The following is a 15,150-nucleotide window of genomic DNA, read 5'->3' on the forward strand; positions in this document are numbered from 1 at the left end:
CCGGCGCGGCCCGCCGGAGGGCGGCGGCCGTGCGAGTCTGAGACCCGTGCCGCGCACGCCGGCGCCGGCCGCCCCGGCGCCGGACACCCCCGTGCCGTCCATCCCCTGCCGTACACCCCGTGAGGTAGCGCGTCGATGAGCCCCGCCGAAGGCGACCACCGCATCCTGATCGTCGACGACGAGCCCGCCGTGCGCGACGCGCTCCGCCGCAGCCTCGCCTTCGAGGGGTACGGCACGGAGACCGCCGTCGACGGCCTCGACGCCCTCGCCAAGGCCGGGGAGTACGAGCCGGACCTGGTGCTGCTCGACGTGCTCATGCCGCGCATGGACGGCCTCACCGCCGCCCGCCGCCTCCGGGCCTCGGGCAGCACGGTGCCGATCCTCATGCTGACGGCCCGGGACACCGTGGGCGACCGCGTGACCGGTCTGGACGCGGGCGCCGACGACTACCTCGTCAAACCGTTCGAGCTGGACGAACTACTGGCCCGCGTACGGGCCCTGCTGCGGCGCAGCTCGTACGCGGCCGCGATGACCGGGGCGGGGGAGGAGCCGTCCGACGTCCTCACCTTCGGCGACCTCCGGATGGACCTCGGCACGCGCGAGGTGACCCGGGGCGGGCGGCGGGTCGAACTGACGCGCACGGAGTTCACCCTGCTGGAGATGTTCCTCGCGCACCCCCGGCAGGTCCTCACCCGGGAGCAGATCCTCAGGGCCGTCTGGGGGTTCGACTTCGAACCCGGGTCCAACTCCCTGGACGTGTACGTGATGTACCTGCGGCGCAAGACGGAGGCGGCCGGTGAGCCGCGGCTCGTCCACACCGTGCGGGGCGTCGGCTACGTCCTCCGCGGCGACAACGGAGCGTCATGAACACCCCGGACCGCCCCGACAGCACCTCCGGCCCTGACCGCCCAAGCGCCCCGGAGCCCGCCGCCCGGCCCGCCCCGGCGCCGCCGCTCCCGCCCGTGCCCGCTGCTCCGCCGCCCACCCCGCCGCCCGTCGCACCGCCCGCCCCGCCGCCCGGCCGGCGTCCGGGACGTACGGTCCGCCGCCTCCCCTGCGCACCCGGCTGACGCTGCTGACGGCGGTCGCGGTGGCCGTCGCCGTCGCCGTGTCCGCCTTCGCCTGCTGGTTCCTCACCCGGGACCAGCTCCGCTCCCAGCTCGACGCCTCCCTGCGCAACGTCAACGTCCCGCCGACCTACATCGCCCAGACCGTCCGCGACTGCGAGTCCACCGACCCCCCGACGAACGAACGCACGCTCCCCGGCATCGCCTACGGCCAGGTCGTCACGGACGACGGCCGCCGCTGCGTGGGCTTCAACTCCCGCCCCGTGCGGGTGGAGCCCGAGGACACCGAGGTCGCCGCCGGAACCCGGGACACGGTCCTGCGGGACGGCGTGACCGAGAGCGGTGAGCCCGTACGGGTGCTGACCGAGCGGCCCGGCCCGGGGGAGGGCGTCACCGGCTACGCGGTCTCCGTGTCCCGGCCGCTGAGCGAGATCGAGGAGCCGCTGGACACGCTGGCGCTGCTGCTCACCGCCGTGGCCGGGATCGGCGTGCTGGGCGCGGCCACGGCCGGTCTGTGGATCGCGCGCACCGGCCTCAAACCGGTGGACCGGCTCACCGGCGCGGTCGAACACGTGGCCAGGACGGAGGACTTGGCGGTCCGCATCCCGGTCGAGGGCGGGGACGAGATCGCCCGGCTGTCCCGCTCCTTCAACGCGATGACGGCGGCCCTCGCCTCCTCCCGCGACCGGCAGCAGCAGCTCGTCGCCGACGCCGGACACGAGCTGCGCACCCCGCTGACCTCCCTGCGGACCAATGTCGACCTGCTCGTCCGGAGCGAGGAGACCGGCCGGGCGATCCCCGCGGAGGACCGCCGCGCGCTGCTGGCCTCCGTCCGCGCCCAGATGACGGAGCTGGGGGCGCTCATCGGCGATCTCCAGGAGCTGGCCCGGCCGGACGCCGTGGCGGGCAGCGGGCCGCCGGAGGTGGTCGGGCTGCACGAGATCGCCGCGCGGGCGGTGGAACGGGCCCGGCTGCGCGGCTCCGGCATCGCGATCGTGACGGACCTGGCGCCCTGGTACGTACGGGCCGAGCCGGCCGCGCTGGAGCGCGCGGTGGTCAACCTGCTCGACAACGCGGTGAAGTTCAGCCCGCCGGGCGGCGAGGTGGAAGTGGCGCTGTCCGGCGGCGAGCTGACGGTGCGCGACCACGGCCCGGGGGTGCCGGCCGAGGAACTGCCGCACGTCTTCGAACGGTTCTGGCGCTCGCCCTCGGCGCGCGGGCTGCCCGGATCGGGGCTCGGGCTGTCCATCGTCGACCGCTCCGTCCGGCAGTCCGGCGGCGAGGTGGCGCTGCGTCCCGCGCCCGGCGGCGGCACGGTGGCGGCCGTACGGCTGCCGGGCGCCCCGCATCCGCCGCCGGGGACGGCGGAGTAGCCGGGCGCGTTCCCCGCCGGCCCCGCGGGGCGCGGGGGAACACGGAGGGCCGGGCGGGGAAGCTCCCCGCCCGGCCCTCCGGACCGGCCGCGCGCGGCCTGCGGCACCGCCGCGCACCGCCCCGTGCTACTGCACGACCGTGATCCGGTCCGCCTTCGGCGGCGCGAGGGGCGCCTCCGCCGAGGAGTGCGCTCCCAGGTACGCCGTGAAGGCGTCGAGGTCGGAGTTGCCGACGTACTTGTCGGTGGCCTCCTTGAAGACCGCGAAGCCGTCGCCGCCCCCGGCCAGGAACTCGTTCATCGCGACCCGGTAGGTGCGCTGCGGGTCGATCGGCTCGCCGTTCAGCCGCACCGAGTCCGTGACGATCCGGTCGGCGCCCGACTGCGTCAGGTCGAGGGTGTAGGTGAGGCCCTCCGAGATCTGGAGGATCTTGGGGGACGCCTCGTTGGAGCCGCTGACCTGCTGCCGCAGCGCGGTCAGGAGCTGCTCGCCGGTCAGGCCGACGGCCGTGAGCATGTTGGTGAACGGCTGCACCGTGAAGGCCTCGCCGTAGGTCACCACGCCGTCGCCCTCGCTCCCCGAGGCGGCGTACGCCAGGTCGGAGCGGATGCCGCCCGGGTTCATCAGGGCGAGTTCCGCGCCGCCCTTGTCCGCGGGCGCCATGGCCTCCAGCTGGGCGTCCGCGATCAGGTCGCCGAGCGGCAGTTCGGGTGTGCCGGCGCCGCGGCCGGGGATGTCGGTGGCGATGTGGCCGACGGGCCGGTTCGCGACCGGGGCGGCGATCGTGTTCCAGCGCTCGATGAGCGCGGTCATGTCGGCGGCCTTGGGCTGGTCGCGCCGGACGACGTGGTTGGCGGAGCTCACGCCGGTGCGCACGATGTCGCGGGTGCGCCGGTCGTAGGTCAGCGTCGTGTCGGTGTAGAGCTTGCCGAACGAGGCGGCCGAGGTGACCGTGCGCGGCGTGCCGGACGGGTCGGGGATCGTACAGGCGTACGCCTGGTGGGTGTGGCCGGTGACCAGTGCGTCCACCCGCGAGGTGATCTTCCCGGCGATCTCCGCGATGGGCCCGGAGATGCCGTCGCCAGGACCGGGGCTGTCGCAGTCGTAGTTGTACGCCGGGCTCGCCGGGGAGCCGCCCTCGTGGATCAGCGCGACGACCGACTTGACGCCCTTGCGCTCCAGCACCCGGGCGTACTTGTTGACGGTCTCGGCCTCGTCGTGGAACTTCAGGCCCTTGACGCCCTCCGCCGACACGATGTCCGGGGTGCCCTCCAGGGTCACGCCGATGAAGCCGATGCGGACGTCCCCGCGCTTCCAGATCGTGTACGGCTTGAGCACCGGCTTGCCGGTCTTCTCGTCCGTCACGTTCGCCGCGAGGTACGGGAAGTCGGCGCCCTCGAACACCTTGCCGTCCTCGAAGCAGCCCTCCTGCGGGTGGCAGCCGCCGTTCTGGAGCCGGGCCAGCTCGGCGCGGCCCTCGTCGAACTCGTGGTTGCCGACACCGGCGACGTCCAGGCCGACCTTGTTCATCGCCTCGATGGTCGGCTCGTCGTGGAACAGGCCGGACAGCAGCGGGCTGGCGCCCACCATGTCGCCGGCGGCGGCGGTCACGCTGTAGCGGTTGCCCTTGCGGGCCTCGCGCAGCGAGGTCGCCAGGTACTCGACACCGCCCGCGTCGATCTTCTCCGTCGTGCCGTCCTCGTGCACGTGCGTGACCTGCCCGGAGGAGCCGGCCGGCGGCTGCAGGTTGCCGTGGAAGTCGTTGAACGAGAGCAGCTGGACGTCGACGGTCCGGCTGTGGCCGGGCCGGCCGCGGTCACCACTGTGGGCGCCGGCCGGCACGGCGGCGGACAGCACCCCGGCCGTGGCGGCCAGGACGGCCGTCCCTGCGGTCAACCGGCGCACACGGCGGCGCCGTTGGGATGAGGCTGGCATGAGTTCCCCTTCACAGGCTGTGGAAGACCGAAGCGGTGCGTCGCAGCCTACGGTCAACGCGCGTAGCGTGTCAGGGCCGGTCGGGTAACGAGCGGGTTGCGGCCGGGTGCTGCGGTGGTGTGGCGCCGGTGGGGGGCGGCCGTGGTGGCGGTGCGTCGGGCCCGGGGCGCGGCCGCCGCGGTGTGCGGCCCTGCGGCGGGCCGGAGCGCCGCGTCGTAGGCTCGGCGCCATGAGCGACGTGATGAACGGTGTGGGCGCGGGCCGCACGATCGACATGGTCGACGAGGTGCCGCCCGGACTGCTCACCGAGGTACGGGAACTGATCGACGGGGCGGCGCTGGAGGACGGCCGCCAGGCGGTGTCCGAACAGGGGCGGCTCAATCTGCGCGGGGGCCCGCGCGAGGGCGTCCGGCACTTCCTGCTCCGCGAGACGGACGGCGGCACGCTCGCGGGCTACGCCCAACTGGACGGCACCGACCCCGTGGAGGCGCCCGCCGCCGAAATGGTGATCCACCCGGCCCACCGGCTGCAGGGCCACGGCCGGGCGCTGGGCCGGGCGCTGCTGACGGCCACCGGGCAGCGCCTCCGCGTCTGGGCGCACGGCGGCCATCCCGCCGCCCGCCATCTCGCGAAGGCGCTGGGCCTGACCCTCTTCCGCGAACTCCGGCAGATGCGGCGCCCGTTGACCGGCGACGCACTCCCCGAGCCCCGGCTGCCGGAAGGCGTGACCGTCCGCACCTTCCGGCCGGGCGAGGACGACGCGGCCTGGCTGGCCGTCAACGCGGCCGCCTTCGCCCACCACCCCGAGCAGGGCTCGCTCACCCAGCGGGACCTCGACGACCGCAAGAGCGAGGACTGGTTCGACCCGGAGGGCTTCTTCCTCGCCGAGCGCGACGGCCGCCTCGTCGGCTTCCACTGGACGAAGATCCACCGCGCGGAGGAACTCGGCGAGGTGTACGTCGTGGGCGTCGCCCCGGACGCGCAGGGCGGCGGCCTCGGCAAGGCCCTCACCCTGACCGGCCTGCGGTACCTGGCGGCCCGCGGGCTGCCGGCCGTCCTCCTCTACGTCGACGCCGACAACACGGCGGCCGTCGGCGTCTACGAGGGCCTTGGGTTCACCGTCCACGAGACGGACCTGATGTACCGGACGGAGACCTGACGGGCCCCGCCCGCGCCGGGGCCGGAAGCCCGCGGGAGAGCGGCGCGGGGACGGTACGGGATGCCGGTGCGGGACCGGGGCGCTGATCCGGTCCGGAGATCCCGTCCGGAGATCCGTCACGGAGCCCCGCACGGCCGTGGCCCGCCGGCAGGCAGGGCCGCGGCCACCTCCGTGAGGTCCCGCGCTTGCCTGTCCGCCATGTGGCCGTTACCGGTGATTCAAACTCGCTTGCGAGCATCGCCGAATGCAGCCCGCTGTTCCGACGGCCCCCCACCGGCGGCCCTCCCGCGCCGCCCGACCGCCTTCCGGCGAGCCGGTCCCCACCGCGTCGCGGAACAATGGGGACATGAACGACTCCAGCGCCCAGGAATCGGCCCGGACCGCCCCGGCCACCACCGCCCCGGCCGCCACCGACGACCCAGGGCCCGCCGCCGAATCCCAGGCGCGCCCGCAGCCGTCCGTGGGCTCCATCGCCGCGCACCGCCCCACCGCCGTCGTCCCCGCCGCGGCCTCCGACCTCGACCCGGACCTCGACGGCGACCCGGACACCTGGGAGGAGGACGAGGCGGCCGCCGAACTCCCGCAGGGCCGCTTCCTGGACCGCGAGCGCAGCTGGCTCGCCTTCAACGAGCGGGTGCTGGAGCTCGCCGAGGACCCGGCCACCCCGCTGCTCGAACGGGCGAACTTCCTCGCGATCTTCGCCAGCAACCTGGACGAGTTCTTCATGGTGCGGGTCGCCGGCCTCAAGCGCCGTATCGCCACCGGCGTCGCCACCCGCTCCGCCTCCGGCCTCCAGCCCCGCGAGGTGCTGGACCTCATCTGGACCCGCTCCCGCGAGCTCATGGCCCGGCACGCCGCCTGCTTCCAGCAGGACGTGCTGCCCGCCCTCGCCGACGAGGGCATCCACCTCATCCGCTGGCGCGAGCTGACCGAGGCGGAGCAGGCCCGGCTGCTCACCCTCTTCCGGCAGCAGATCTTCCCGGTGCTGACCCCGCTCGCGGTCGACCCGGCGCACCCCTTCCCGTACATCTCCGGCCTCTCCCTCAACCTGGCCGTCGTCGTGCGGAACCCGGTCAGCGGCCACGAGCACTTCGCGCGGGTCAAGGTGCCGCCGCTGCTCTCCCGCTTCCAGGAGGTCTCGCCGCAGCGGTACGTGCCGCTGGAGGACGTGATCGCGGCCCATCTGGAGGAGCTCTTCCCGGGCATGGAGGTGCTCTCCCACCACATGTTCCGGGTGACCCGCAACGAGGACCTGGAGGTGGAGGAGGACGACGCCGAGAACCTCCTGAAGGCGCTGGAGAAGGAGCTCATGCGCCGCCGCTTCGGCCCGCCGGTGCGGCTGGAGGTCGAGGAGTCGATGGCTCCCGACGTGCTCGACCGGCTGATCCGCGAGCTGAAGATCACCGAGGCGGAGGTGCACCCGCTGCCCGGCCCGCTGGACCTCACGGGGCTCTTCGGGATAGCCGCCCTGGACAAGCCGGAGCTGAAGTACCCCAAGTTCGTGGCGGGCACCCACCGGGACCTCGCCGAGGTCGAGTCGGCGTCCGCGCCCGACATCTTCGGGGCGCTGCGCGAGCGGGACGTCCTGCTGCACCACCCGTACGACTCCTTCTCCACCTCCGTGCAGGCCTTCCTCGAACAGGCGGCCGAGGACCCGGACGTCCTCGCGATCAAGCAGACGCTCTACCGGACCTCGGGCGACTCGCCGATCGTCAACGCCCTCGCGGACGCCGCCGAGGCCGGCAAGCAGGTGCTCGTCCTCGTCGAGATCAAGGCACGCTTCGACGAGCAGGCCAACATCAAGTGGGCGCGGAAGCTGGAGGAGGCCGGCTGCCACGTCGTCTACGGCCTCGTCGGGCTGAAGACGCACTGCAAGCTCTCCCTGGTGGTCCGCCAGGAGGGCGACACCCTGCGCCGCTACTCGCACGTCGGCACCGGCAACTACCACCCCAAGACCGCCCGGCTCTACGAGGACCTCGGGCTGCTCACCGCCGACCCGGACGTCGGCGCCGACCTCTCGGACCTCTTCAACCGGCTCTCCGGCTACTCCCGCCGCGCGAGCTACCGCCGGCTGCTCGTCGCGCCCACCTCGCTCCGCGACGGCCTGGTGCAGCGCGTCAACCGGGAGATCGCGCACCACCGGGCGGGACGGCCCGCCTCCGTCCGGTTCAAGGTCAACTCGATCGTCGACGAGGTCCTCATCGACTCCCTCTACCGGGCCGCCCGGGCGGGCGTGCCGGTCGACGTCTGGGTGCGTGGCATCTGCGCGGTGCGGCCGGGCGTCGCCGGCCTGTCCGAGAACATCCGGGTGCGCAGCGTCCTCGGCCGCTTCCTCGAACACTCCCGGGTCTTCGTCTTCGGCAACGGCGGCGACCCCGAGGTCTGGATCGGCAGCGCCGACATGATGCACCGCAACCTGGACCGGCGGATCGAGGCCCTGGTGCGCGTGACCGACCCGGGGCACCGCGAGTCGCTCAGCCGGCTGCTGGAGACCGGCATGTCCGACGACACCGCCTCCTGGCACCTCGGCCCGGACGGCAACTGGACCCGGCACGCGGTGGACACGGAGGGACAGCCGCTGCGGAACGTACAGGAGATGCTCATCGACGCCCGGAGGCGCCGGCGTGGCCCAGCGACATGACCCCACGGGTGGCACCACCCGCGCCCACGGCCCGGCCGGGCCGCCCTCCGCGGCCGGCCTCCCCGCGCCGGGAGGACCCGCCGTGATCACGACGGGCCGCGGGCCGGCGGGTGGCGGGCTCCCCGGCCACGGACTCACCGGCCACGGACTCACCGACCGCACGGCCGGCGAGGTGCTGGCGGCGTATCTGCACGCGCAGGCCGCGGAGTTCCTGCGCAGCCTGCGGCTGCACCGGGAGAGCGGCTCCGACGCGGAGGAGGCCGTCGAGGCCCTGCTCCAGATGCGCCGCTCCGCACGGCGCATCGGCGGGGCACTGCACACCTACCGGGCCCTCACCGACACCGGATGGGCCGACCCGCTCTCCGCCGAACTGACCTGGCTGTCGACGACGCTGGCCCGCGAACACGGCTACGCCGAGCGGCTGGAGCGGCTGCGCGGCGCCCTGCAGCGGCTGTCCGGCGGCGCGGGGACGGGGCGGGGACGGCGCCGTACCGGCCGGGGCCCGGTCCCGGTCCCGGGGCCGGATCCGGGCGCGGGTGCCGGAGCGGCGGGCGGCCCGGCCCGGGCGGGCGGTCGTACGGGCGCCGCGGGGGCGGACGCCACCGGTGCGGAGGACGCGGGCGCCGAGGCTGCGGGCGCCGAGACCGCCGGGCCGCGCGGGACCGGCCGGATCTCCGTCGCGGCCTATGGCGACGGCGCGGGGACCGGGAGCGCGTACGGAAGCGGGCCCGTCGACGGCAGCGGACCGGGCACCGGGGCGGAAGCGGCGCCGCCGGGCACCGGAACGACCGGCCGGAACGACCCGGCCGCGCCCCTCGTCGGACCGCAGCGCGGAAGCGGCAACGGTGGTGGCACCGGTGGCGGCACCGCATCCGCCGGCACCTCCGCCAGGGGCACGCTCACCATGGGCGCCGCCCGCGCCGGGGCGCTGCTGGAACGGCAGTTGACGCTCGCCCGGACCCGCGCGCACTCCGCCGCGCTCCAGGCCCTCGGCTCCTCCCGCTTCCACGCGGTCGCCGACGCCATAGCGCTGCTGGCCTCCGAGGTACCGCTCGCCCCGGACACCGCCGGGCGGCCGGCCCACGAGGTGCTGCCGCCCCTGGCGGAGGCGGCGTACCGGCGGCTCGGCGAGGCCGTCGAGTCACTGCCGCTGAGCCGCGCTTCCCACCCGTACAACGCGGAGGCGCTCACCCACGCGCTGGCCGCCACCGGCTCGGCCGACGCACCGCCCGCCGCCGAACGGCAGGACGCCCGGTGGCACCAGGTACGGCTGCTGGTGCGGCTCTGCCGGTACGCGCAGGAAGTGCTCGACCGGGCAGGGGCGTACGAGGTGCCGCCGCACTCCGGCGAGCACCCCGTGGCGGCCACCCTGCTGAGCGCGGGTCAGGCGCTGGAGCAGCACCGGGACGCCGCCGAGGCCGCTGCCGCTGCCGCCGCCGCGGCCCGCACCCCGCGGATCGCCCCGGCCACCGCCTACGCGCTCGGGGTGCTCCACGCGGACCAGCGGCACGAGGTGGAAGCGGCTCGTCTAGTCTTCGGCCGTATCTGGCAGCGACTGGCGACGGGCGCGTTATGAACGGCAACGAGAACCATGGCGGCACGCCCCGGCGGGCGGACGGGCAGCCGGGCGAACACCCGCGCGGGCAGGAGCACACCCGGGCAGCCGAACCCGCACACGAACCCGAGCCGGAGCACGGCCCCGCCACCGAGCCGCAGTCCAAACGACCCGGTGGCACCATCCGAGCCGCGGGCTGCGTGCTGTGGCGGCGCGCCCCGGAGGGCGGCATCGAGATCGCCCTGGTCCACCGCCCCAAGTACGACGACTGGTCGCACGCCAAGGGCAAGCTGGACCCGGGCGAATCGGCCCTGACCGCCGCGCTGCGCGAGGTCGCCGAGGAGACGGGCATGCGCTGCGAGCCCGGCCCCGCGCTGCCCACCGTGCGCTACACGGTCAGCGGCCGCCCCAAGGAGGTCCGCTACTGGGCGGCGGAGGTGGGACCGGGCGAACGTTTCGTCCCGAACCCGGAGGTGGACCGCCTCCTCTGGCTCCCACCCGGCCCGGCCCGGAGCCGCCTCACCCACGAACACGACCGCGCCCTGGTCGACGCCCTGCTGACCACGCTCGACCTGGTCTGAGGGCGGCGGCCGCTCGGCTCCGTCCCGGCTCCGACCGGCCCGCCGCCGTGTGCGAGGCGGAGCGGCTCAAGCGGTCTTCAGGTGCCGGTACAGCCGCTGCAGCGCCTCGCCGGCGGCCGCGGGATCGCCGCCGTCCCCGAGCGCGTAGTGCAGCGCCGGGCGGACCGGGGCCCGAGCCGGGCGGGCGGCACCGGGGCGGGTGCGCGGAGGGCGCGGTCGAGCCCCAGTTCGTGAACGGCGTCCGCGCCGAGCGTGAACGACACCGGCACGGGTGCCGGCTCGAAGTGCGACGGGGTGGTCAGATCGGCGCGGGCCGCACGGAGCTGGACGAGCATCGTGGCGAGGTGGTGCCGGGCGGCGAGGGCCTTCGCCAACTCGCCCAGGGCTTCCACGGGCGGGGCCTCTCCGGCGGCGTAGCCCAGGGCGAGCGTGATGTGCTCCTCGACGCCGAGGGGAGAGCGGCTGACGCGCACGGTGGCCAGGGCCGGGCGGTCCGGATGGCCCACCGTTGTGATCCAGCTGGGCAGCCCGTCCCGGGCCCGCCCGCGTGCCAGTTCCGTCAACTGCCGCCGCGACCACGGCAGATTGACCGGCTCGGCGGTGGACCATCCGGCGGGCGGCGCCTCGGTCAGCACCTGCCAGGCCGTCTCCAGCGCGCCGCCGAGGAGCAGTTCCCCGGTGGCGGGGTGGACGGTCCGGAGGGACAGCAGCAACTGCCGTTCACCGCCGCTGGCTCCCGCACCGTCACCCTTGTCAACGGAGGCGTCCGCCGAGGCCGAACCGGCCCGGACGGGGGCCGCGAAGGCGCCAGCGATACGGGGGCGGTCATCCGGACCTGACGTCACCGGACGGAAGTGGCCGCCCTGATCCTCTCCGCCGTCCCGCCAGCTCAGCACGGTCCCGGAGAGCCCGTCGTAGTAGCCGCACTCCTCGTCCCGCACGACCCAGCGCGCGGGCATACGGGCCAGCAGGGTGCGGGCGGCCAGGGTCAGCCGGGTGCCGGGCGGGGTGAGGATCTGCACCTCGCGCTCGGCCCGCGCGGCCGTGCCCAGGACATCGGTGAGCCAAGTGGTCGCGGCCACGACGGGCCGGTCCTGGATGACGACGGCGGCCCGCGCGGTGAGCACGTCGATCCCCGAGGCGTCGCTGGACCCGCCCGCTGCGCCCTCGTCCGCCGAACCCCCGGCAACGGAGGATGCGGTCGGGGCGGAGGGCTGGACGGGCACGGCCACGACCCCGGTGTGCGCGGCCTCCCGTGGCCAGGTCGTACCACCGAGCACGGCGGTCAGCCGCCCGGCCACGGACCCGGCCAGCCGCCCGGCCTCCCCGGACGTGCTGACCGCCCGCACCTCCGTCCACCACACGGAACCGTCGGCGGACGCGTCGACTCCGAGCAACCTCCCGGTCTCACCCGGCACTTGCACGTAGCGAGGCGCCTCCAGCGACACCAGCACCTGACCGTCGTCCGAGCACAACTGCACGACGGATCCACCCGCCGCCCGGTCCACGCGCAGATCGGGCCCACCGGCGTACAGCCCGGCGAGCAGCGTCTTGACGTCCGGCATCCGGGGGGTGAGGGCAATGACGTCCTGAGTCATCGGGTGCTTCCTGGGGGAGGGGACAGGAGGGCGGACCGCCGGAGGCTACCTGACCAGGCCCTTGCTGCCCGGAGCGATCCTCCGGAACCGTCCTCAATGGGCTCAGCGGCGATCACAGACTGTCCGAGACGTCGGGTCCGGAACCGTCGTCATAAGGATCCGGCGTATCGATGCCAAGTTCCGCTGCGGCTCCGAAGATGGTCGGCTCTCCCAATTCCGGTTCGACGCCGAGAACGGAGTTGAGTTCCCGCAGTGCCTGCGCAAGTCGGGGGGCGTTCCGGTTGTACACCTCGGGGTGTGGACGCCCGAAGAAGTCGTACCACTTCCAGATGTCATGGTATACGGCAAGTGTGGCCGACAGTCCGATGGGCTGCGGGGATACGGACAGTTCAATCAGCCTGGGTTCCCTGTGGGTATTTCCTGCTGCATCGACCCATGTGCCGGACCCCACGACATGTACGTCGTCGAGCTGTGCGTCGGGGAACGCGACGGGCCGACTGCCGCGTACTCTCGCGAGAGTCTCCGGGGCGTCCAGCGCACTCGAGACGGACAGTGTGCTCCCTACTCCTGTGTAACCAGAGTCGAGAACATACCAGTCATATTCAAGCCTGAAAGGGAAGAGTAGGCCCAGCTTTTTGAGTACTCCTGCCATGGTCTGTGCCGTCTTCAGTGCTGATTCCAGCCCGGGCGGGGCGGTTTCTTCGAGGTCCCAGAACCATGAACCGCATTCCTTCGGCGCGCGCATCAGGGTTGACATGCTTTTCCTTACGGGAAGATTGAGCCGTTTGGGGGGATTGTGATGGCTCCGTCTTCGAAGCGAAGCAGGAAGGTGCTCTCGGATCGACGGGCAGCGTACTCGGCATCCGCGAATGCTTTGGGGCTGAGTGTCGACATGGGCTGATGTACATCAAGTATTGCGACGCGGTGACTTGTGTCGCCACCCTTGAGTTGGTCCGCTGCTTTCTTGGCTGCGTTCTTGATTCCCTTGATGGTGTTCACGTCTTTGAGTTGATATCCGTAGCCGACTGTTCCATCGGGGTTGCGTGTGTAGACGTCGAGGTCGAATGCGTCGGTGTCGAGTTCGAAACCCAAGCGGGTAAGGCCACGATTCTGGAGTTCGGTGGCATGACTCAGTGCCATGTAGGCGGCCGGCGCCATGCTGTTGTCCGGGTTTCTCCTCGATGCTCCCTGCTTGCACATGTCGAGGATTTTGCCGTACTTGTCCAGTTCTCGGAGGTGCCCTCTGCCGATGAGCTCGGCAACAGCTGCCCCATAAGGATCCTTCCGCAGGGTGTGGAGGACTTTCTGCTGGTCCGCGGCGGGAACCTTCGCGCGGCCGAGTTCGGCGAGAAGACCCGCTTCCTGGTCCGGCCTCAGCGGACCCGAAAATTCCTGGGCGAAGTGGTTGTCCACCCTGCTGTAACGGCTGGGGTCGATGTCTTGCGGGACATCGGGGCGGTCGGCGTCTCCTGGTGGTGTCGTTCCGTCCGAGGTGCCCTCGCCCGGGCCGGTCCTGTCTGTCGGAGTGCTGCCATCCGACGGGGTCGCCCCGCTTTCCGGAGCCGGTCCGCTGACGTCGCCCGGGGTGTCCCCGTGCGGGGCTTCCGGCGAGCCGCCTCCGGACGGTGACCTGCCGTAGCCGGGGTCACCGCCTCCGCTGCCCGGGCCGTTCCCGGGCCCACGGCCGCCCGTGCCGCTGTCCGGGCCATAGCCACCCGGGCCCGAGTGACCGGCGCCGCCTCCGCCCCCGCCCGATACGTTGCCCCGACCGTCACTCGGGCCCTCCGGACCGCTCCGGCCGCCCCCGGCCCGCCCGGCTCGTGGCCCGCCCGTGGTGGGGGCACGCCGTCGCCCGCGCGGGCCGTGCTCTCGCCCGGGCGGGCGCCCGCGCCGACCAGCTCCCGCTCGCCCGGCCGGCCCGGTCCGTCCGCTCCGTCCGGCCGGTCCGGCCGGACGGGAGGCCCATCCGGTACCCGGTCGGCCGCGGCGGCCTCCCGCGGGGCCGGATCCGTGTTGGGCGTGCCGTCCCGGTCGAGGGGGATGAAGTTGCCGTCCTGGTCGACCCGGTAGCGGTTGTCGAGGCCGTCGAGGGCGCCGTCCGGGAAGTCCGTCTTCGGAAGGTTGAGGTTGTTGCTGACGTTGGCCAGAACCTGCGACACCCTCGGCAGGTCCGAGAGCGCCTTGGCCGCCCGGAGCCCGCCCGACAGCGGATCGAGGGCGTCGCCGACCCTCGCCATCGTGCCGGCCGCCTTCGCGAACGTGCCGCCCTTGCCCAGCTTCGCCGCCGCGCCGAGCGGTCCCGCGCCCAGCGTGATGATGTTGAAGAAGACCGTGGCGTGGGCCCGGGCCGGGTCTTCCTCCCACATGTCGTACGCGATGAACGCCTTGCCGAACTCCTTCGCGTACCCCTTGCTCTCCTGCTGCCAGTCGGAGAGGTGCTCCTCCTGCCCCGCCCAGTCCATGCCGTACGCGTACGCGCCGACGAAGGTGCGCCGCAGGCCGTCCCAGGCCTGCCCGGCGGCCTCCGCGCCGTCGTAGCCGAGCAGCGTGCCGATGCCGACACCGCCCCAGATGCTGTCGACGACGATGCCGTCCCACACCCAGCTCTTGGCGCCGTGGCCCCACCACTCCAGGCTCCAGCGCTCGTAGGTGCGCCCTTCCGGGCTGCCCCAGGGGAGGTCCTCCACGCCCTTCAGCATCTCGGCGCTCTGGCCGTACATGCCGGGCTTGTGGCTGCCGTCGTCCTCGACCCACTTCGGGCGGCACATCGCCGGGCTGATCGCGTTGATCGTGTTGGCGGCTTTGCGCTCGGCGTCCTGGAAGCCCTCGCGGGCCGCCGCCACTCCGTCCATCAGCGCCTGGTGGGCGTCGACCTTCTCCTGGTCGTCGGTCCAGTCGTCGTCGCCCTCGACGCTGTCGACGAAGGCGAACGCCTTCTGCTTGAGCCGCTTGAGCCGGTCGGCGTGCGGCTTCGCCTCGGAGACGAACGTCTCCAGGGCCTTGGCGAGCGCCTCGATGTCGTCGGCGAACTCGTCGGCGGTGGTCTTGACCGGCAGCGTGGAGGAGAGCAACTGCCCCGCCTCGGGCGCCTGGTAGTGGGCGGACACGCCCTGGAAGCGGGAGTGGACGTCGCCGCCCGCCCCGCGGATGCCGCCGGCCTTCTTGCGCAGTGCGGCGATGTCCTTCTCCAACTGCGCCCAGTCGCCGGTGTACTGCGGGATCATCCCCGGTTCGATCACGG

11 protein-coding genes are annotated in these 15,150 nt (G+C 73.5%); 6 read left to right on the forward strand and 5 right to left on the reverse strand.

Annotated elements, in window-relative coordinates; genetic code table 11:
- The first annotated feature begins 135 nt into the window (after nucleotides 1–135).
- Both E4N63_RS17730 and E4N63_RS17735 read left to right on the forward strand, forming a co-directional pair.
- On the forward strand, nucleotides 136–867 hold the full coding sequence (locus E4N63_RS17730) for a response regulator transcription factor (RefSeq protein ID WP_230241134.1): 732 nt from the start codon (nucleotides 136–138) through the stop codon (nucleotides 865–867).
- Nucleotides 868–1,090: 223 nt separating this feature from the next.
- Nucleotides 1,091–2,440, forward strand: a complete 1,350-nt coding sequence (locus E4N63_RS17735) for an ATP-binding protein (RefSeq protein ID WP_374112791.1) — start codon at nucleotides 1,091–1,093, stop codon at nucleotides 2,438–2,440.
- 126 nt (nucleotides 2,441–2,566) lie between these two features.
- On the opposite strand, the gene E4N63_RS17740 is transcribed toward E4N63_RS17735, so the two are convergent.
- Nucleotides 2,567–4,375: a bifunctional UDP-sugar hydrolase/5'-nucleotidase gene (locus tag E4N63_RS17740; RefSeq protein ID WP_230241135.1), complete on the reverse strand. Its 1,809-nt coding sequence runs from the start codon at nucleotides 4,373–4,375 to the stop codon at nucleotides 2,567–2,569.
- Between the two features lie 229 nt (nucleotides 4,376–4,604).
- Here E4N63_RS17740 and mshD point away from each other — a divergent pair, with 229 nt between their 5' ends.
- From mshD to E4N63_RS17760, 4 genes are all read left to right on the forward strand, one after another.
- On the forward strand, nucleotides 4,605–5,534 hold the full coding sequence (mshD, locus tag E4N63_RS17745) for a mycothiol synthase (RefSeq protein WP_019711301.1): 930 nt from the start codon (nucleotides 4,605–4,607) through the stop codon (nucleotides 5,532–5,534).
- Nucleotides 5,535–5,880: 346 nt separating this feature from the next.
- Nucleotides 5,881–8,175 (forward strand): RNA degradosome polyphosphate kinase, encoded by a 2,295-nt coding sequence (locus E4N63_RS17750; RefSeq protein ID WP_230241136.1) that lies wholly within the window; start codon nucleotides 5,881–5,883, stop codon nucleotides 8,173–8,175.
- Between the two features lie 82 nt (nucleotides 8,176–8,257).
- Complete coding sequence (locus tag E4N63_RS17755; protein WP_230241137.1) at nucleotides 8,258–9,751, forward strand: CHAD domain-containing protein; 1,494 nt, start codon at nucleotides 8,258–8,260, stop codon at nucleotides 9,749–9,751.
- A 161-nt stretch (nucleotides 9,752–9,912) separates the two neighbouring features.
- Nucleotides 9,913–10,311: an NUDIX hydrolase gene (locus E4N63_RS17760; protein ID WP_228429598.1), complete on the forward strand. Its 399-nt coding sequence runs from the start codon at nucleotides 9,913–9,915 to the stop codon at nucleotides 10,309–10,311.
- A gap of 77 nt (nucleotides 10,312–10,388) precedes the next feature.
- Here the strand turns inward: E4N63_RS17760 and E4N63_RS17765 are convergent, their stop codons facing one another.
- From E4N63_RS17765 to E4N63_RS17780, 4 genes are all read right to left on the reverse strand, one after another.
- The gene (locus tag E4N63_RS17765) at nucleotides 10,389–11,909 is read right to left on the reverse strand and encodes a DUF6177 family protein (protein ID WP_308188710.1); all 1,521 of its coding nucleotides are present in this window, start codon (nucleotides 11,907–11,909) and stop codon (nucleotides 10,389–10,391) included.
- Nucleotides 11,910–12,021: 112 nt separating this feature from the next.
- Nucleotides 12,022–12,666, reverse strand: a complete 645-nt coding sequence (locus E4N63_RS17770) for a hypothetical protein (protein ID WP_230241138.1) — start codon at nucleotides 12,664–12,666, stop codon at nucleotides 12,022–12,024.
- A gap of 8 nt (nucleotides 12,667–12,674) precedes the next feature.
- Nucleotides 12,675–13,322: a hypothetical protein gene (locus E4N63_RS17775; protein WP_230241139.1), complete on the reverse strand. Its 648-nt coding sequence runs from the start codon at nucleotides 13,320–13,322 to the stop codon at nucleotides 12,675–12,677.
- Nucleotides 13,283–15,148: a hypothetical protein gene (locus E4N63_RS17780; RefSeq protein ID WP_230241140.1), complete on the reverse strand. Its 1,866-nt coding sequence runs from the start codon at nucleotides 15,146–15,148 to the stop codon at nucleotides 13,283–13,285. Before E4N63_RS17780 ends, E4N63_RS17775 begins: the two co-directional genes overlap by 40 nt.
- Between the last annotated feature and the right edge of the window lie 2 nt (nucleotides 15,149–15,150).

The sequence above is a fragment of the Streptomyces sp. MNU89 genome (assembly GCF_020982505.1).
In the GTDB taxonomy this organism is placed as follows: Bacteria; Actinomycetota; Actinomycetes; order Streptomycetales; family Streptomycetaceae; genus Streptomyces; species Streptomyces xinghaiensis.